This is a genomic window from Nocardiopsis sp. iso_25, assembly GCF_056173305.1.
Genome location: NZ_CM149667.1, coordinates 832,161 through 849,492, shown reverse-complemented (window position 1 = coordinate 849,492; position 17,332 = coordinate 832,161). Strand labels below are relative to the sequence as shown.

Below are 17,332 nucleotides of genomic sequence, written 5' to 3'. Positions count from 1 at the left end.
ACGCGCTGCCGGAGGTGCCCATGTCGGTAACCCACTCGCCGGAGATCCACGCCAAGCTCATCGAACGCATCCCGGTCGTCACCGGCCGGGGACTCCACGAGTGGTTCGACGCCCTCGACGGGGGGCCGGGCCTGGTGCGCTGCCAGGACCGGTCGAACTGGCTCGCCGACGAGTACGAGTTGCCCCAGTGGTACGCGCACGCCCTCGTGACGGAGTACGACCGCCGCCGCAGGAACCGCTCCATCCCCGCGCCCCGGCGCGGGAAGGCCTGAGCGCGCCGCGGGCCCGCCGACCACGGCGAAGGGGCCGCCGCCCGGACGCACGTCCGGGCGGCGGCCCCTCGCATGGGTGTGCGGACGCCGTGGGCGGCCGCGGGAGTCCTCCGCGCGTCGGGCGCGGACTACTCCGCGAAGATCGTCTTGATGATCCAGAGCAGGCGCAGGATCTCGATGTAGAGCCAGACCAGGGAGACGGTCAGGCCGAAGGCGAACTGCCAGGCGAACTTGTTGGGGATGCCGGCGTTGAGGCCCTCCTCGATGCCGCGGAACTCGATGGCCAGGGTCAGCGCGGCCAGGACCACGAACACCAGGCCGACGAGCAGGCCGAGCGGGCTGGGCTCGCGCAGGCCGATGCCGCCCGCGATGAAGAAGCTGGCCACGAAGTTGACCAGCATCAGGGCCGCGGCGCCGATGACCGCGTACGTGACGACCTTGACGAAGCCGTCGGTCACCTTGATGACGCGGAACTTGTACAGGGCGAGCATCACGGCGAACACCACGACGGTGCCCAGCACCGCCTGGGTCACGAGCGTGCCGCCCGCACCGGCGTCGCCGGTGGTGACCGACAGGCTGTTGGCCAGGATCGCGGAGATGCCGCCGACGAGCAGGCCCTCCAGGGCGGCGTAGCTCAGGATGGCGACCGGGTTGGTGATCTGCTTGAAGGAGATCACCAGGCCCAGCACCAGACCGCCGAGCGCGCCCACGAGGGTGAGCGCCACGGCGATGGCCGGGGCCGAGCCGAAGAGGAAGTAGTTGACGACGGCGAAGGCCGCGACCACACCGAGCGTCATACCGGTGCGCACGACCACGTCGTCGATGGTCATCGGCTGGTTGTCGGTGCTCTGCACCGGACCGCCGGGGTAACCCTGCTGGGGGTAGGTCTGGCCATAGCCCTGCTGCGGGTACGGTTGTCCGTACCCCGGCTGGCCGTAGGGGCCCTGCTGCTGGCCGTAGCCGTAACCCGGCTGGCCGTTGAACCCCTGCTGGGGGTGCCCGGCAGGACCGGCCTGCTGGAGCGCCCGCTTGAGGACGGGGTTGGAACTCCGCATCCGCATGTCTAGTCAAGACCCTTTCACGCGTGGATTGCTGCCCACAAGGTAACGTACGCGCCTCATCCGGAGTTCCACGGGCGAGGTCACTGTTCAGACACGGCGCCCCGGGCCGACCGGAGCCGGTCCGGAGCCCCCACGCGGTGCGCGGGCGCCCGCCCTCGCGGACACGCCGAGGGGGTCGGCACCCGAGGACGCCGACCCCCTCCTCCTCCGGCCCGGGCCGCCCGCGCGGCGGGGCCGTGACGGCCGCGCTAGCCGCGCGTGACCAGGGAGCGGGCGAGGAAGAGCATGTTCGCCGGACGCTCCGCCAGACGGCGCATGTAGTAGCCGTACCACTCGTCGCCGTAGGGCACGTAGACCCGCATCCGGTTGCCCTCGGCGGCCAGCCTGACCTGCTCGGCGTCGCGGATGCCGTAGAGCATCTGGTACTCGAAGCCGTCCTCGCCCCGGCCGTTGGCGGCGGCCAGCGAGCCCGCGATGGCGATCATGCGCGGGTCGTGCGTGGCCACCATCGGGTAGCCCTCGCCCTCCATCAGCACGCGCAGCGCGCGCACGTAGGCCTTGTCCACCTCGGCCTTGTCGCGGAAGGCCACCGACTCGGGCTCGTCGTAGGCGCCCTTGCACAGGCGCACGCGCGAACCGGCCCCGCTCAGGTCGCGGCAGTCGGCCTCGGTGCGGCGCAGGTAGGCCTGGAGCACCGCGCCCACGAAGGGGAAGTCCTGGCGCAGCTCGCGCAGGATGCCCAGTGTGGAGTCGGTGGTGGTGTGGTCCTCCATGTCCAGGGTCATCGTGGTGCCGACCGCCTTGGCCGCCTCGGCGATCCGGCGGGCGTTGTCCAGGGCGATCTTCTCGCCGTCGCTGTTGAGGAACTGGCCCACCGCCGAGAGCTTGACCGAGACCTCGGCGCGCTCGGCCAGACCCGCCCCGCCCAGCGCGGCCAGCAGGTCCCGGTAGGCGGTCACCGTCGCCTCGGCCTGGGCCGTGTCGGTGGTGTCCTCGCCCAGGAAGTCCAGGGTGACGTGGCGGTCCCGGGTCAGCTCCCCGACCACGGGGAGCGCTTCGTCCTGGGTGGAGCCCGCGACGAACCGCTTGACCATGGCCCGGGTGACGGGAGTGCGCTCGACGATGGTGCGGCAGGTCTGGGACCTGGCGGCGAGCAGCAGGGGTTTGCGAAGCATGGTGACCTCGGGAAAGACGTGCGCGAGCCGGTGGGCTGGCGCGGGCGGGGCGCGGCGGGGTTCGTTCCGGCCGCGCCGGTGGATGCGGGCGGGTTCCCGGGCCCCCTCAGGACGGGAGGGGGCCCGGGCTCCTCATCAGCCCTGGTGGGGGTAGGAGGAGACCGTCGGCGCGACGAAGGTCTCCTTGATGGCGCGCGGGCTGGACCAGCGGGACAGGTTCTGCGCCGAACCCGCCTTGTCGTTGGTGCCGGAGGCGCGCCCGCCGCCGAAGGGCTGCTGGCCCACGATGGAGCCGGTCGGGCGGTCGTTGACGTAGAAGTTGCCCGCGGCGAAGCGCAGGGCCTCGCTGGCCTTGGCCACGGCGGCGCGGTCCCTGGCCAGGACGGCGCCGGTCAGGGCGTAGGCCGAGCCCTCGTCGACGACCTTGAGGACCTCGTCGAACTTCTCGTCCTCGTAGACGTGGACGGCGACGACCGGGCCGAAGTACTCGGTGCGGAACACGTCGTGGGACGGGTCGGTGCCCTCGATGATGGTGGGGCGCACGAAGTAGCCGACGGAGTCGTCGGCGGTGCCGCCCGCCAGGACGGTCAGGGTCGGGTCGGACTTGGCGTCCTCCAGGACCTTGGCCAGCTTGTCGAAGGCGCGGCGGTCGATGACGGCGCCGACGAAGTTGGACAGGTCGGTGACGTCGCCCATGGTCAGGGCCTCGGTCTCGGCGACGAGGTCGTCGCGGACCCGCTCCCACACCGAGCGGGCGACGAAGGCGCGCGAGGCGGCCGAGCACTTCTGGCCCTGGTACTCGAAGGCGCCGCGCACGATGGCGGTGCGCAGGACCTCGGGGTCGGCCGAGGAGTGGGCGACGATGAAGTCCTTGCCGCCGGTCTCGCCGACGATGCGCGGGTAGGAGCGGTAGTTGGCGATGTTCTCGCCCACGCTCTTCCACAGGTGCTGGAAGGTCCTGGTCGAACCGGTGAAGTGCACACCGGCCAGCTCCGGGTCGTTGAGGGCGACATCGGAGACGGCGAGGCCGTCACCGGTGACCATGTTGATGACGCCGGGGGGCATGCCCGCCTCCTCCAGCAGGCGCATGGTCAGCTCGGCGGCGAACTGCTGGGTCGGGGACGGCTTCCACACGACCACGTTGCCCATCAGGGCCGGGGCGGTGGGCAGGTTGCCCGCGATCGCGGTGAAGTTGAAGGGGGTGATCGCGTAGACGAACCCCTCCAGGGGGCGCTGCTCCATGCGGTTCCACACGCCCTTGACGCTCAGCGGCTGCTGGGCGATCAGGTCGCGGGCGTAGGAGACGTTGAAGCGCCAGAAGTCGATCAGCTCGCAGGCCGAGTCGATCTCCGCCTGCTGCACGGTCTTGGACTGGCCGAGCATGGTGGCGGCGTTGATGGTGGCGCGCCAGGGGCCGGAGAGCAGTTCGGCGGCGCGCAGGAGGATGGCGGCGCGGTCGTCGAAGGACATCGCGCGCCAGGCGGGGGCGGCGGCCTTGGCGGCGGCGACGGCGTCGCGGGCGTCCTCGCGGGTGGCGTTGCGCATGGTGCCCAGGACCGCGGCGTGGCGGTGCGGCTGCACGACGTCGATGGGCTCGCCGCCGCCCATGCGGCTCTCGCCGCCGATGCGCATCGGCAGGTCGATGCTCCGGCTGCCGAGCTCCTCCAGCTTGGCCACGAGTTCCTCGCGCTCGGCGCTGCCGGGCGCGTAGGACAGAACGGGCTCGTTCTGGGGCAGAGGGACGTTGGTCACGGCGTCCATGGGCACCTTCCCGGTGAAGAATGTCCCTGAAGCAAGCAGGGTTGGCTGATTCAACGCTCCCAGAACCGGGACGTGCGAACCTTGTGGACCAGGCCACTCTTTGCCCGCCTTATTTGTTCTCCAGGACAAAATGGGACACACATGAGCGACGACCGCCCAGCATCCGACCCGTTCCGCGCCTCCGGCGACGGGAACCCCCGACCGCACCGGCGGCCGGGGGTTCCGCCTGCTCAGGACGGTTCATCCGATGACAGGACCACGGGTCTGCCCCTGCGTGGACTGCTGCTGGCCCTCGGCGACCCCGTCGTGGACGTGGCCGCCGCCCCGGACGGGCTCGATGTCCAGGTGGACAACGTCGTCATCCTCGACCCGGAGGACCGCACGGAGGTGCGGGAGGGGGACCTGGTGCTGCTGATCGGGGCCCGGGGCGCCGCCGCGCGGCGCATGGTCGGGGCGCTGGCCGAGCGCGGCGCCACGGCCGTCGCGGTCAAGACCAGCGCGCACGCGGCGCCGGAGGAGGCGCCGCCGAGCGCGGGGACGCGCCCCGGCCGCCCCCGGGCCGGGGGCGGCGACGAGGCGAGGGCGCTGCGCGCCGAGGCTCAGGAGGCGGGGATCGCCCTGCTCACGGTCCGCCCCGAGGTGCGCTGGGACCAGTTGCAGTCGGTGTGCCGGTCCATCCTGGACGACGCCCGCCTGACCGCCTCGGAGGATCTGGGCGAGTCCGGCGGCGACCTGTTCTCCATGGCGCAGACCATCGCCCGGCTCACCGGCGGGCTGGTGAGCATCGAGGACGCGGCGAGCCGGGTGCTGGCCTACTCCAGCGGCGCCGAGGTGGACGAGTTGCGGCGGCTGTCGGTGCTGGGCAGGCGCGGCCCGGAGTCGTACCTGGCCCTGCTGCGCGAGTGGGGGGTGTTCGCCAAGCTGCGCGCGGGCGAGGAGGTGGTGCGGGTGGACGAGCACCCCGAACTGGGCATCAGGCGCCGGTTGGCCGTGGGCATCCACGCGGGGCGCCAGCCGCTGGGCGCGATCTGGGTGCAGGAGGGCGACCGGCCGCTGGCCGAGCACGCGGAGGAGGCCCTGCTGGGCGCGGCGCGCACCACCGCGCTGCAGATGATCCGCCAGCGCACGCAGGCCAGCGCGGGGCTGCGGCTGCGCGAGGACCTGCTGTCGAGCCTGTTGGAGGGCAGGATCGACGCCGGTGCGCTGGCCGACACAGTGGAGGTGCACGCCGACCGGGGCGCGCTGGTGGCGGCGTTCGCCCCGGTCGAGGGGGCCGAGGGCGCGGCGGAGGAGCGCCCCGACCGGCCCGAGCGCGAGTTGCGCCGCCGCCAGCTGATCGACCTGGTGTCGGTGCACACCGCGGCCTACCGGCGCGGCGCCCTGGTGACCGCGCTGGGCGGTCGGGTGTACGTGCTGCTGCCGGACCTGGCGCGCACCCGGGAGGGGCGGCGCGGGGTGGAGCGGTCGGTGCTGGCGCTGGCACGCAGGACGGTGGCGGCGGCGCGTGCGGCGCTGGGGCTGGAGGTGCGCGCGGCGGTGGGGTCGCTGGTGGAGCGGCTGGGGGACGTGCCGGACTCGCGTGCGGAGGCGGACCGGGTCCTGGACGCGGTGGAACGCTCTCCCGACCGGGGTCCGGGCTGGGACGTGGCGACCATCTCCGACGTGCGCTCGCGGGTGCTGGTCAGCGAGACGCTGGCGCTGCTGCGCGGGGACCCGTCGCTGCGGGACCCGCGGGTGAGCCGGCTGGTCGAGCACGACCGCGCGGGCGGCGCCGACCTGGTGCACTCCCTGCTGGCCTACCTGGAGGCGTTCGGGGACGCGCGGGCGGCGGCGGAGCGACTGCACATCCACCCGAACACGCTGCGCTACCGGGTGCGCCGGGCGGCTTCGGTGAGCGGGATCGACCTGGGGGACCCCGGGGAACGCCTGTTCACGCAGTTGCAGCTGTTGATGGAGCAGCAGGGACCGACGCGCTGAGGGACTGCCGGCCGTGTCCGCGGGCAGGCGTCCACCCGCGGAAAAACGCGACGCCTGCTCGGTGAGCAGGCGTCGTCGGGGCTGGTTGCCGTGGGTACCCCCGGTCGGACTCGAACCGACACTTGTGACCCTTTTAGGGGGCCTGCCTCTTCCATTGGGCTACGAGGGCGTGGCCCATCATACCGGTCGGGTTGATTGCCCACTTTGACTTGGCTTGGCCGCATTGGGACAGGAAACGGCCGGCTCCCCCTCGGGGAGGCCGGCCGTTTCGCGCGCCCGTCGCGGAGGTCGCGCCGCGCCCGCGCCCGGTCAGCTGACCCGGCGGAGGCGGCCGTCCTCGATCTGCGGGTGGCTGGCCTCCTCGAAGGCCTGGCGGGGCTCGGCCATCTCCGGGAGCGCGGCGTAGTCGCGGCGCAGGAAGAGGGCGAGCGTCCAGTCCGAGAGCACGCGCATCTTGCGGTTGAAGGTCGGGACCGCGAACAGGTGGTAGGACCGGTGCGCGTACCAGGCCAGGCGGCCGTTGAGCTTGATCTTGCCGAACAGCTGGGCGGCGCCCTTGTGGACTCCGAGCCCGGCGACCGCGCCCAGGTTCTTGTGGCGGTAGGCCTTGGGCTCGGTGCCGCGCAGGGCGGCGATCACGTTGTCGGCCAGGACCGGGGCCTGGCGGACCGCGTTCTGGGCGTTGGGCGGGTAGTAGCCGCCGTTGCCGTCGGGCACCTGCGCGTTGTCGCCGCCCGCGAAGGCGTTCTCCACGCCGTTGACGGCCAGGTACTCGCTGGTGTCCAGGTGGCCCTTGGGGCCGAGCGGCAGGTCGCTGGCGGCCACGACCGGGCTGGGCTTGACGCCCGCGGTCCACACCAGCGTGCCCGAGTCGAACTCGGTGCCGTCGCTGAGCTTGATGTGCTGGTCGACCGCCGACTCCAGGAAGGTCTTGAGCCGGACGTCGATGCCGCGGCGGCGCAGCTGGTTGAGCGCCTTGCTGCCGACCTCGGGACCGACCTCGGGGAGGATCTTGTCAGCCGCCTCGATGAGGTAGAACTGCACGTCCTCCAGGCCGATCGAGGGGTGGTGGCGCACGGCGTCGCGGACCATGTCCTCCAGCTCGGCGATGGCCTCGGCCCCGGCGAAGCCGCCGCCGACGAAGACGAAGTTCAGCGCCTTGCGCCGGATGGCCTCGTCGTCGGTGGAGTCGGCGATGGAGAGCTGGTCCAGGACGTGGTTGCGCAGGAAGGCGGCCTCCTCGACCGTCTTGATCCCGATGCCCCACTCGGCCAGGCCGGGGATGGGCAGGGTGCGCGAGACCGCTCCGGCGGCCATGACGAGGTAGTCGTAGGCGAGGGTCTGGGCCTCGCCGACGTTGGGCTCGTAGCGGACCGTGCGGTCGGCGTGGTCGATGCGCACGACCCTGCCGCCCAGGACGCGGACCCGCTTGAAGACCTTGCGCAGCGGGACGACCACGTGTCGGGGCGAGATGCTGCCGGAAGCGGTCTCGGGCAGGAAGGGCTGGTAGGTCATGTAGGAGTTGGGGTCGATGACGGTGATCCGCGCCTCGCCCGCTCCGAGCTTCTTCTCCAGCCGCCTCGCGGTGTACATCCCGAGGTAACCGCCGCCGACGATGAGGATGTGCGGGATCTCCGCGTCGTCCCCTCCGCCGTGTACCAGCCGGTAGTTCCTGCTCTCGGTCATCGCATTTCCGCCCTAACGGTTCTTCTGTGTGGTGCCCCTTCCCAGGGGCCGCGAGGTCGTCACGGTCTTCGGCCGCCCGCGCCGCGGTGGCGGCGGGGTGCCGCCCGGGTCGGAGCGGGGTGCTTCGTCCCTTCGCTTGTGCATTCTTTCACAAGCACCCGCCGACAGAGAAGGTTCACACCGGCTCACCTTCCCACCACTTCCCGCTCCACCCTACCGACGTTTTCGCAGGTCAGAACGGTTGTGAAAGCATTCACAAGGCCCTTGGGGGGTGACGCGTCTCACCCGTGGCGCCCTTGCGCGCTCCGCGGGGGACACCTGGTCGGGCGTCCCCCGCGGGCGGCGTCACACGACCAGGCTCCAGGCCACGCCGTCGAGGATGTCGTGCTCGCTGGCCGTGAAGGAGTCGGCCCCCGTGCGGGCGAGCACCCGCGACAGCACGAGCGCGCCCGCGCCGATGACGTCCACCCGGCCCGGGTGCATGACGCCGATCATCGACCGCTCCCGTGAGGTGGCCTTGAGCAGCTCCCCGGTGATGCGGTCCAGGTCGGCGACGCCCACGCGGGTGTGGTGGATGCGCTCGGGGTCGTACTCGGGCAGGTCCAGGGCGATGCCGGCGACCGTGGTCGCGGTGCCCGCGACGCACACGACCGAGGCGGCCTCGCGCAGCGGGACCACCCGCTCGACCTCGTCCAGCGCGGCCTCGATGTCTGCGGTCGCCGCCGCGATCTCCTGCTCCGTGGGAGGGTCGCCGCGCAGGTGGCGCTCGGTCATGCGCACGCAGCCGATGTCCACCGACAGCGAAGCGCGGACCAGCTCGCCGTCGTCCCCGGACGGGACGCCGCCCAGGACGAACTCGGTGGAGCCGCCGCCGATGTCCACGACCAGGAACGGCGGGGCCAGGTCCTCGTCCGGGCCCTCGGCCTCCAGCTCGGCGGTGGCGCCCACGAAGGACAGCTCGGCCTCGTCCAGGCCGGTGACCACCTCGGGCTCCACGCCGAGGATGCCGCGCACGCCGTCCGCGAAGACCTGGCGGTTGCTCGCGTCCCGGGTGGCGCTGGTGGCGACCATGCGCACCGCGTCCGGACCCAGGGCGATGCCGTGCGCCTCGATGGCCTCGGCGTACCCGCGCAGCGCCTCGAAGGTGCGCTCCAGCGCCTGGGGCGCGAACGCCCCGGTCTCGTCCACGCCCTCGCCCAGGCGCACGATCTCCATGCGCCGGTCGACGTCGACCACCTGCACCTCGTCCTCGCCCACGTGGACGACGTCGGCGATCAGCAGCCGGACGGAGTTGGTTCCGCAGTCGATGGCCGCGACACCGCTCATGATGCGTTCCCTTCGTCGCCCCCGGGGGCGTTCTCGTCGACACACACGCACGGGCCCCTGTCCCACCAGTGCGGCAGCTCCTCCAGCGCCTCGGCGCCGAAGGGGTTCGTCCCCGGCTCGGCCAGCTCGTGGGCGACCAGCGCGTGCAGGCACTTGACCCGGGTGGGCATGCCGCCGGTGCTCTGCATGCCCTCGGGCAGCGGTTCGACGCCGTCCAGGCGCGCCTGCTCGGCGCGCTCGGCCAGGTAGGACTCGTGCGCCCTGGTGTAGGCGGCCCGGAGTTCGGGCTCCTCCCCCAGGCGCTCCTGCATCCGGCGCATGCGGCCCTCGTTCTCCATCCGGCCGATGGCCGAGGCGGCGCGCGGGCACGTCAGGTAGTACAGGGTCGGGAAGGGCTCGCCGTTCTCCAGCCGGGGCGCGGTGCGCACCACGTCGGGCAGGCCGCAGGGGCAGCGGTGCGCGATCGCGCGTACACCGCGCGGCGGGCGGCCCAGTTGGAGTTCGACGGCGGCGGTGTCGCGCTCGGCGGCGTGCCCGGGCGCGGGCTGATCTGCGGAAGTCATGGCGCACCCAGCATAGGGCCGCACACGCACCCGAAGGCGCGGGCGTCCCCCCTGCCGCCCCTTCCGCGCGGAGCCGTCGCCGACCCGGAACACCCCCGCGTCTCGCGAGTAGGATGGCGGCGCACGGGCCCGCCAGCCCGTGGCGCCGTCCCACGGGTCGGCGCGCGGCGGTGGAGCCCGCCCTCAGCCGACCGCGGCGTCCGCCGACGGTCCCCGCACACCGGCGTTGCGGCTCCCGCGGCCCGGGGCCACGACGTGTGGGGAGGACCATGTCCGCCGACGACCGAGCGCCCCGTTCCCGGGACGTGGCCGCCATGGCCGGGATCGCCGCCTGCGGCGGGGCCGCGGGGGCGGTGGCCCGCCACCTGGTGGCGCAGGCCTGGCCGACCCCCGACGGCGGGCTGCCGCTGGCCACCCTGGCCGTCAACCTCGCGGGCTCGGTGCTCATCGGCGTCCTGGCCGCGGCCGTCACCGGTCCCCGGCCCGCGCCGCCCTGGGTCAGGCAGCTGCTCGGCACCGGCTTCCTGGGCGGGTTCACCACCTACTCGGCCCACGTCCTGGACACGGGTGCGCTGGCGGCCTCCGGACGGGTCGCCGAGGCCGCGGCCTACATGGCGCTCACCCTGGCCGGGGCGGTGGCCGGGACAGCCCTGGGCGCGTGGGCCACGGGGCGCGCGCTCCGCGCGCTGTCCCGCCGGAGGCGGCCGTGAACTGGGAGGTGTTGCTGGTCGGCCTGGGCGGCGGCGCGGGCGCGGCCCTGCGCTACCTGGTGGACCGGGCCGTCTCGCGCGCGGTCGGCGCGGGGCTGCCCTGGGGCACGTTCACCGTGAACGTCGCGGGCACCCTGCTGCTGGGGCTGCTGGTCGGCGCCGCGGGTGCGGCGGCGCTCTCCCCCCGGTTGTGGGCCCTGCTCTCCGTCGGGTTGTGCGGCGCGCTGACCACGTACTCGACCTTCTCCCACGAGGTCCTCTCCCTGGCCGGGGAGGGGCGCGTCCCGGCCGCCGCCGGCTACGCGGCCCTGACCGGGGGCTGTGCGCTGGTCGCGCTGGCGGCGGGGGCGTGGGCCGCGGGCGCCCTGCTCTGAGGGGCGCGGGGCTCAGAGCCCGTCGTCGGGCGGCGGGCTGTCGGCGTCCTCCACCGAGCGCCACAGGGTGGTGAACCAGGGCTCGCTGGGGCCGGTGTCGTCCTCGTCCTCGCCCTCGGAGTCGGGCGGGATGACGATGTAGGCGGTCTCGCCGGGGTACTGGTAGTGCAGCCGGACGCGGGCCTCGCGCTCCACGTAGGAGTCCTGGGTCATCTCGTCCTGGCGCTGGCGCAGGTCCTGCACGCTCTGCTCCATGCGTGCGCGCTCCTCGCGCAGGTCGGCGAGCTGGGCGCGCTGGGCGATGTACTCGCGCAGCGGGTAGGCCAGGCTGAGCGCGATCACGCACACCACGAGCGCGAGGATGGCCGCGCGGCTGGTGAGCATGGGCCGCACCCTGGGGGTGCGGCCCATGCCCGTGCCTGAGGACCCCGTCTTCCGGGCAGGACCGCGCCCGGGCCTGTCGGCTTTGGCCGCCTTCTTGGCCTTTGGACGCTGCTGCTCGGATTCGCGGGGCACTGGGGCAGACTAGCCGCGCGCGGCGAAGCGCGGGAAGGCCGACACGCCCGCGTACACGGCGGCGTCGTCGAGTTCCTCCTCGATGCGCAGCAGCTGGTTGTACTTGGCGACCCGCTCGCTGCGCGCCGGGGCGCCGGTCTTGATCTGCCCGGCGTTGGTGGCCACCGCGATGTCGGCGATGGTCGTGTCCTCGGTCTCGCCGGAGCGGTGGCTGATCATGGCCGTGTAACCGCTGCGCTGGGCGAGGGAGACCGCGTCCAGCGTCTCGGTGAGGGTGCCGATCTGGTTGACCTTCACCAGCAGCGAGTTGGCGGTGTCGGCCAGGATGCCGCGCTGGAGCCGCTCGGGGTTGGTGACGAACAGGTCGTCGCCCACGAGCTGCACCTTGTCGCCCAGCTGGGCGGTGAGCTTCTTCCAGCCCTCCCAGTCCTCCTCGTCGAGGGGGTCCTCGATCGAGACGAGCGGGTAGGCCTCCACCAGCTCGGCGTAGTAGGCGGCCATCTCCTCCGAGGAGCGGGCCTTGCCCTCGAAGGTGTACACGCCGTCGCTGAAGAACTCGCTGGCGGCCACGTCCAGGGCGAGCGCGATGTCGGTGCCCGGGGTGTAGCCCGCCTTCTCGATGGCCTCCACGATCAGGTCGAGGGCGGCGCGGTTGCTGTCCAGGTTGGGGGCGAAGCCGCCCTCGTCGCCCACGCCGGTGGCCAGGCCGTGGGCCTTGAGGACCGACTTGAGCGCGTGGTAGACCTCGGTGCCCCAGCGGACGGCCTCGGAGAAGGTGGGAGCGCCGATCGGCGCGACCATGAACTCCTGGATGTCGACGTTGCTGTCGGCGTGCGCACCGCCGTTGAGGATGTTCATCATCGGCACCGGCAGCACGTGCGCGTTGGGGCCGCCGATGTAGCGGAACAGGGGCAGCCCGGCCTCGGCCGCGGCGGCCCTGGCCACGGCCAGGGAGGCGCCCAGGATGGCGTTGGCGCCGATCCGGGACTTGTCCGGGGTGCCGTCCAGGTCGATGAGCGCGCGGTCGATGATGCGCTGCTCGTCGGGGGCGTGGCCGAGCAGCTCGTCGGCGATCTCGTCGTTGACGGCCGTGACGGCCTTGGTCACGCCCTTGCCGCCGTAGCGGTCACCGCCGTCGCGCAGCTCGACCGCCTCGAACTGGCCGGTGGAGGCGCCGCTGGGGACGCCCGCGCGCGCGATGGTTCCGTCGTCGAGCAGGACCTCGACCTCGACTGTCGGGTTGCCCCGGGAGTCAAGGATCTCCCGCGCCTGTACTGCCTCGATGGACGCCACGGTCTCTCTCCGTCTCTTGGGGTTTCTCGGACCACTGGTTCAGGACCCGACACGAGACTAGCGACCCCGCACCGGGGAGGACGCGCGCACCCGGCGGAATTGGTCTAGTCCATATCGGACATGCCCGCTTCCAGAGCGGCCACGGCGATGTCGATGGCGCGTTCGCGGTGGTCGGCGGCCTCCTCGGCGGAGAACATGACCGAGAGGTCCTGGATGCCGCCCAGGGCGATCACGGCGCCCATCCGGGCGGGCACGCCGCCCTCGGGGCCCACGAGCAGGGTGTCCAGGCGTCGGCGCCAGGAGATGACGGAGTCGACCAGCCCGACGTCGGCCAGCGCGCCCAGGTCGTTGAGGACGGCGAGCATCAGGGCGCTGTGGCGCACGCAGACGTCGAAGTAGTCGCCCAGCAGCGCGCGCGGGTCGTCGGCCCCGCCGTGGCCGCCGTACCTGGCGAAGAGCGCCTCCATGTCCTCGCCCAGGGGGCTGACCAGTGACGTGAGCAGGTCGTTCTTGGAGGGGAAGTGGTAGTACAGCGCGGCCTTGGTGATGTCCAGGCGCTCGGCGATCTCGCGCAGGCTGGTCTTCTCGAAGCCCTTGCGGGCGAACAGCTCCAGGGCCACCGCCCGGATCTGCGCCTTGGTGTCGTTCTGCACTCTGGGCACCCGTGTCACTTCCGTTCCCTCGCCACCGGTCAGTCGAGTCTAGCGGCGACCTTCCGGCCGGTAGTTTACCTGTCGATCGGTAAGTTACTTGACGCACGGTAAGTAGCGTTCTAGCGTGGGCGCAACGGCACACGAAGGAGCGAGAACGCCATGACCGCCGTACGCAACGTCCTGATCTCCGGCGCGGGCATCGCCGGACCGACCCTCGCCCACTGGCTCCACCACCACGCCATCGAGGCCACCGTCGTCGAACGCGCCCCCGCGCCCCGCACGGGCGGCTACGCCGTCGACGTGCGCGGCACCGCCCTGGACGTCGCCGAGCGCATGGGGGTGCTGGACGGCATCCGGGCCTCGGCCACCGAGATGTCCAGGGCCACGACCGTGGACGCCCGCGCAAGGCGCACGGGCGGCTTCGAGGCGAGCGCGGTCACCGCCGCCGGCCGCTCCGCCGAACTGCTGCGCGGTGACCTGGTCCGTCTGGTCCACGCGCCGACCGCCGCGTACACCGAGTACCTGTACGGGGACTCCGCCACCGCGATCGAACAGCGGCGGGACGGGGTCCACGTGGCATTCGCGCGGTCCGGACCGCGCGTGTTCGACCTCGTCGTGGGGGCGGACGGCCTGCACTCCACGACCCGGCGGCTCGCGTTCGGCCCGGAGGCCCCCCACCGCCGGTTCCTGGGCAGCTACATCAGCATCTTCACGGTGCCCAACCACCCGGGGCTGGACCGCGAGGCCGTGCTGTTCAACACCCCGGGACGGCTCGTGGCCATGTACCACACGCCCCGCGCGCAGGGGGCCAAGGCCATGCTGGCGCTGTCCGCGCGAGAGGAGAGCGGCGTCGACCGCAGGCCGCCCGGGGAGCAGAGGGAGTTCCTGCGCCGCGCCTTCGCCGGGCACGGCTGGGAGGCCGACCGCATCCTGGAGGAGATGGAGCGGGCCCCGGACTTCTACTTCGACTCCGTCGCCCAGATCCGCATGGACCGCTGGTCGGCCGGGCGCGTGACCCTGCTCGGCGACGCCGGGTACTGCCCCTCACCCATGTCGGGGCAGGGCAGCAGCCTGGCCATGGTCGGCGCCTACGTTTTGGCGCAGGAACTCGCCCGCCACGACGGCCACCGCACGGCGCTGGCCGCCTACGAGGCCCGGATGAGGCCGTTCGTGGCGGCCAACCAGGACATCGCCGACCGGGGCCAGGCGTTCCTGCTCCCGCGCACCCGGCCGGCGCTGCTGGCACGCGGCCTCCTGCTCCGGCTGGCCCCGCTGCTGTCCTCCCTCGGCGGCTTCGACAGCCGCCTGTCACGGGCGTCGGAGGCCCTGGAGCTGGACGCCCCCGCACCCGCAGGGGCCTGACCCGGACCGGCGCACGGCGGACCAGCCCGCCCCTTTTCGGTGCGGCCTCGCACCCCCGGCGCGGTTCTGGCGTCGGCACCGGCGACGAGGACGCGGCCAACGCGGGGCGGGACGCCGACGTCACACCGGCCGCACCCGCGGCCGACCCGTCAGGCCTCGCCCGCCTTGTCCCAGTAGGTCCGCCACTCCCCCGCGGACAGCTCGCGGGGCTCCCTTCCATCGGCGCGGGCGGCGTCCTCGGCCGCGCGCACACGGGCGTCGAACCGGCGGGCCGCCGCCCTCAGGTCGCTCTCGGCGTCGCGGCCCCGACCGCGCTCGGCCGCCACAGCCGCGAACAGCTCCCCGCCCTCGGCCCCGTCGTCACCGACCAGGTCGGCGGGGAAGCCGTTGCGCACCGCACGCCTCTGCAACTCGTCGGCCAGCAGCACCGCGGGCTGGGCGAACGGCACCCCGTCCAGGACCGAGTTGCGCCCGTCGCCGCCCGCCGCCCGGGCCTTCTCCGCCCGCTCGGCCGCCTTGATGGCCTCCCAGTTGGACCCCACCTCGTCGGCGCCCGACACCTCGACCCCGCCGAACACGTGCGGGTGGCGGCGGGTCATCTTGTCGATGATGGCGTCGGCGACGTCGTCCACCGTGAACCGCGCCGGGTCCCCCTCGGGCCGCTCGGCCGCGACCGCCGCGTGGAAGACCACCTGGAGCAGCACGTCGCCCAGCTCCTCGCGCAGTAGCGCGAAGTCGCCCTCCTCGATGGTCTCCAGGGTCTCGTAGGCCTCCTGGATGAGGTACTTGGCCAGCGAGCCGTGGGTCTGGTCGCGGTCCCACGGGCACTCCCGGCGCAGGGTGTCCATCACCTCGACCAGGCGCAGCACCCGGTGCCCGACCGGCGGGCCGCCGTCCCTCCCGCCCTGCGCGTCCCGCACGTCCCGGGGGTCTCGGGTGTCTCGGGGGTCGTTCAACTCTCGTCCTCCACTGTTCGCGCCGCGGTTCAGCCGTCGTGCTCGGGCAGCCAGCCGCCCGCGCGCAGGGCCGACAGCACCCCGGCCACGGACTCGGCCGGGTCCACGCCCTCGGTGTCCACCACCAGGTCGGCGTCGTCCGGTTCCTCGTAGGGGTCGGAGATCCCGGTGAACTCGGGGATCTCCCCCGCCCGCGCCTTGGCGTACAGCCCCTTGCGGTCGCGGGCCTCGCACACCTCCAGCGGGGTCGCCACGTGCACCAGGAAGAAGTCGCCGAACTCCTCCACCATCGCGCGCACCTCAGCCCGCCCCCCGGCGTAGGGGGCGATCGGCGCGCACACCGTGACCCCGCCGTGCCGGGTGATCTCCGAGGCCACGTAGCCGATCCGGCGGATGTTGAGCTCCCGGTGCTCGCGGGAGAAGGTCAGCCCGCTGGAGAGCATCCGCCGCACCACGTCGCCGTCCAGCAGGGTCACCGGGCGCCCCGACCTGCGGATACCGTCGCACACCCCCCGGGCGATCGTGGACTTTCCCGAGCCGGACAGGCCCGTGAACAGCACGGTCAGGCCCCTGGCGGTGCGGGCCGGGCGCAGCCGCGCCAGCTCCGCGCCCACCCGGGCCGGGGTGAACCACGAGGGCAGTTCGCGCCCGTGCGCCAGCTCGGCCTCCACCTGCTCGTCGGTCAGCTCGACCCGCGCGGACGCCGGGTCGGTCCGGGTCATGGGCAGCCACAGCCCGTCGGAGGAGTGGTAGCGCCACGGTTCGGGGTCCAGCACGGTCAGGGGCGGGCGCAGGGCCATCACCCGCTCGACGTCGGGGCCGTCCCCGCCGGTCACCGCCAGCATGTGGGTGGCGCCGTAGGACGCGGCCACGTGCGCGGCCAGACCCACCTGGCGCGGCCCCCACGGCCCGCCGAACGGGCCCCGTGCGCGGTCGGCGCTCCTGGGCAGCGTGCACACCACGAAGGAGGTGCGCGCGGGCAGCAGCGGACCGGCGGCCAGCACCGCCGTGGCCATGCCCTCGTCCTCCAGGCCGGTGTCGACGATCACCAGCACGTCGGCGCGTCCGCCCTCGCCGTGGACCAGGCCCAGCGCGTCGGCCTCGGCCCGGATCTGGTGCAGGGCGCGGTGGTGCAGCGGCCGGTCGGTGACCACGGCCAGCAGGGGCCGCTCGGAGGGCTCCAGCTCCCGCTGTGCCCGCACCTCCGCGGGAGAGGGCCGCAGCTCGCGCAGCACGCCGTAGGTGGGCGGGCGCAGCAGGGTCACCGAACCGGCGAGGAGGTGGCGGCCCCCGGCGTCGCGCCAGTGCTCGGTGACGTCGAGCCCGGCCAACGGGGCGCCCTCCGGGTCGGAGAGGGTCAGGTGGTCGGCTCCGGACAGCTCCTCGGGCACCTCCAGCGTGACCGGAACCGGCCAGGGGCGCCCGTCGGGCAGGCGGCCGTCCCGCTCCACCGACGCCGCCTCGTCCCGCGTCATGAAACCGGGCAGCGGGTAGGCGCCGTTGAGGATCAGCTCCAGGTGGGCGAGCCCGTCCGGACCTGGCGCGAAGACCGGGGCGTCCGGACTCCCGACACCCCCCTGCGGCGCACTCCCACGCCTGTTGGCACTCACCACGCGCTTCCTCTCCTCGGGCGGTCCGGCAAACGCG

General features: G+C 73.3%; 16 protein-coding genes and 1 tRNA gene. 5 read left to right on the top strand and 12 right to left on the bottom strand.

The window, feature by feature from the left end:
- The first annotated feature begins 20 nt into the window (after window positions 1-20).
- The gene (locus tag AC0VX6_RS03930; RefSeq protein WP_274976235.1) at window positions 21-272 is read left to right on the top strand and encodes a DUF4287 domain-containing protein; all 252 of its coding nucleotides are present in this window, start codon (window positions 21-23) and stop codon (window positions 270-272) included.
- A 128-nt stretch (window positions 273-400) separates the two neighbouring features.
- Here AC0VX6_RS03930 and AC0VX6_RS03925 read toward each other — a convergent pair whose 3' ends face one another.
- The 3 genes from AC0VX6_RS03925 to pruA form a co-directional block, all read right to left on the bottom strand.
- Window positions 401-1,333: a Bax inhibitor-1/YccA family membrane protein gene (locus tag AC0VX6_RS03925; RefSeq protein WP_274976234.1), complete on the bottom strand. Its 933-nt coding sequence runs from the start codon at window positions 1,331-1,333 to the stop codon at window positions 401-403.
- Between the two features lie 248 nt (window positions 1,334-1,581).
- Window positions 1,582-2,508: a proline dehydrogenase family protein gene (locus AC0VX6_RS03920; protein WP_274976233.1), complete on the bottom strand. Its 927-nt coding sequence runs from the start codon at window positions 2,506-2,508 to the stop codon at window positions 1,582-1,584.
- Between the two features lie 135 nt (window positions 2,509-2,643).
- Window positions 2,644-4,269, bottom strand: coding sequence for an L-glutamate gamma-semialdehyde dehydrogenase (pruA, locus tag AC0VX6_RS03915; RefSeq protein WP_274976232.1), 1,626 nt, complete (start codon window positions 4,267-4,269; stop codon window positions 2,644-2,646).
- A gap of 141 nt (window positions 4,270-4,410) precedes the next feature.
- Here pruA and AC0VX6_RS03910 point away from each other — a divergent pair, with 141 nt between their 5' ends.
- Window positions 4,411-6,246, top strand: coding sequence for a PucR family transcriptional regulator (locus AC0VX6_RS03910; RefSeq protein ID WP_274976231.1), 1,836 nt, complete (start codon window positions 4,411-4,413; stop codon window positions 6,244-6,246).
- A 95-nt stretch (window positions 6,247-6,341) separates the two neighbouring features.
- Here the strand turns inward: AC0VX6_RS03910 and AC0VX6_RS03905 are convergent.
- The 4 genes from AC0VX6_RS03905 to AC0VX6_RS03890 all read right to left on the bottom strand — a co-directional run bounded on the left by AC0VX6_RS03905 (window position 6,342) and on the right by AC0VX6_RS03890 (window position 9,821).
- Window positions 6,342-6,415 (bottom strand) — tRNA-Leu (locus tag AC0VX6_RS03905).
- Window positions 6,416-6,555: 140 nt separating this feature from the next.
- Complete coding sequence (locus AC0VX6_RS03900; protein ID WP_013151134.1) at window positions 6,556-7,932, bottom strand: NAD(P)/FAD-dependent oxidoreductase; 1,377 nt, start codon at window positions 7,930-7,932, stop codon at window positions 6,556-6,558.
- 345 nt (window positions 7,933-8,277) lie between these two features.
- A complete protein-coding gene (locus tag AC0VX6_RS03895; protein ID WP_274976230.1) occupies window positions 8,278-9,258 on the bottom strand; it encodes a Ppx/GppA phosphatase family protein in 981 nt (326 codons plus the stop codon).
- Window positions 9,255-9,821 (bottom strand): DUF501 domain-containing protein, encoded by a 567-nt coding sequence (locus AC0VX6_RS03890; protein WP_475467394.1) that lies wholly within the window; start codon window positions 9,819-9,821, stop codon window positions 9,255-9,257. The genes AC0VX6_RS03895 and AC0VX6_RS03890 overlap by 4 nt, the downstream gene beginning before the upstream one ends.
- 269 nt (window positions 9,822-10,090) lie before the next feature.
- On the opposite strand from AC0VX6_RS03890, the gene crcB (AC0VX6_RS03885) reads away from it, so the two are divergent.
- Window positions 10,091-10,531: a fluoride efflux transporter CrcB gene (crcB, locus tag AC0VX6_RS03885; RefSeq protein WP_475467393.1), complete on the top strand. Its 441-nt coding sequence runs from the start codon at window positions 10,091-10,093 to the stop codon at window positions 10,529-10,531.
- On the top strand, window positions 10,528-10,905 hold the full coding sequence (gene crcB, locus AC0VX6_RS03880) for a fluoride efflux transporter CrcB (protein ID WP_274976227.1): 378 nt from the start codon (window positions 10,528-10,530) through the stop codon (window positions 10,903-10,905). The genes crcB (AC0VX6_RS03885) and crcB (AC0VX6_RS03880) overlap by 4 nt, the downstream gene beginning before the upstream one ends.
- Window positions 10,906-10,917: 12 nt before the next feature.
- On the opposite strand, the gene AC0VX6_RS03875 is transcribed toward crcB (AC0VX6_RS03880), so the two are convergent.
- The 3 genes from AC0VX6_RS03875 to AC0VX6_RS03865 all read right to left on the bottom strand — a co-directional run bounded on the left by AC0VX6_RS03875 (window position 10,918) and on the right by AC0VX6_RS03865 (window position 13,376).
- Window positions 10,918-11,289 (bottom strand): FtsB family cell division protein, encoded by a 372-nt coding sequence (locus AC0VX6_RS03875; RefSeq protein ID WP_274976226.1) that lies wholly within the window; start codon window positions 11,287-11,289, stop codon window positions 10,918-10,920.
- A 141-nt stretch (window positions 11,290-11,430) separates the two neighbouring features.
- Complete coding sequence (gene eno, locus AC0VX6_RS03870) at window positions 11,431-12,714, bottom strand: phosphopyruvate hydratase (RefSeq protein WP_013151128.1); 1,284 nt, start codon at window positions 12,712-12,714, stop codon at window positions 11,431-11,433.
- A 104-nt stretch (window positions 12,715-12,818) separates the two neighbouring features.
- Complete coding sequence (locus AC0VX6_RS03865; protein ID WP_274976225.1) at window positions 12,819-13,376, bottom strand: TetR/AcrR family transcriptional regulator; 558 nt, start codon at window positions 13,374-13,376, stop codon at window positions 12,819-12,821.
- Window positions 13,377-13,526: 150 nt separating this feature from the next.
- Between AC0VX6_RS03865 and AC0VX6_RS03860 the strand changes: the two genes are divergently transcribed.
- The gene (locus AC0VX6_RS03860; RefSeq protein ID WP_274976224.1) at window positions 13,527-14,729 is read left to right on the top strand and encodes an FAD-dependent monooxygenase; all 1,203 of its coding nucleotides are present in this window, start codon (window positions 13,527-13,529) and stop codon (window positions 14,727-14,729) included.
- 149 nt (window positions 14,730-14,878) lie between these two features.
- Here the strand turns inward: AC0VX6_RS03860 and AC0VX6_RS03855 are convergent, their stop codons facing one another.
- Both AC0VX6_RS03855 and cysC read right to left on the bottom strand, forming a co-directional pair.
- The gene (locus tag AC0VX6_RS03855) at window positions 14,879-15,577 is read right to left on the bottom strand and encodes a nucleoside triphosphate pyrophosphohydrolase (protein ID WP_274978042.1); all 699 of its coding nucleotides are present in this window, start codon (window positions 15,575-15,577) and stop codon (window positions 14,879-14,881) included.
- 137 nt (window positions 15,578-15,714) lie between these two features.
- The gene (cysC, locus tag AC0VX6_RS03850) at window positions 15,715-17,298 is read right to left on the bottom strand and encodes an adenylyl-sulfate kinase (RefSeq protein WP_274976223.1); all 1,584 of its coding nucleotides are present in this window, start codon (window positions 17,296-17,298) and stop codon (window positions 15,715-15,717) included.
- Between the last annotated feature and the right edge of the window lie 34 nt (window positions 17,299-17,332).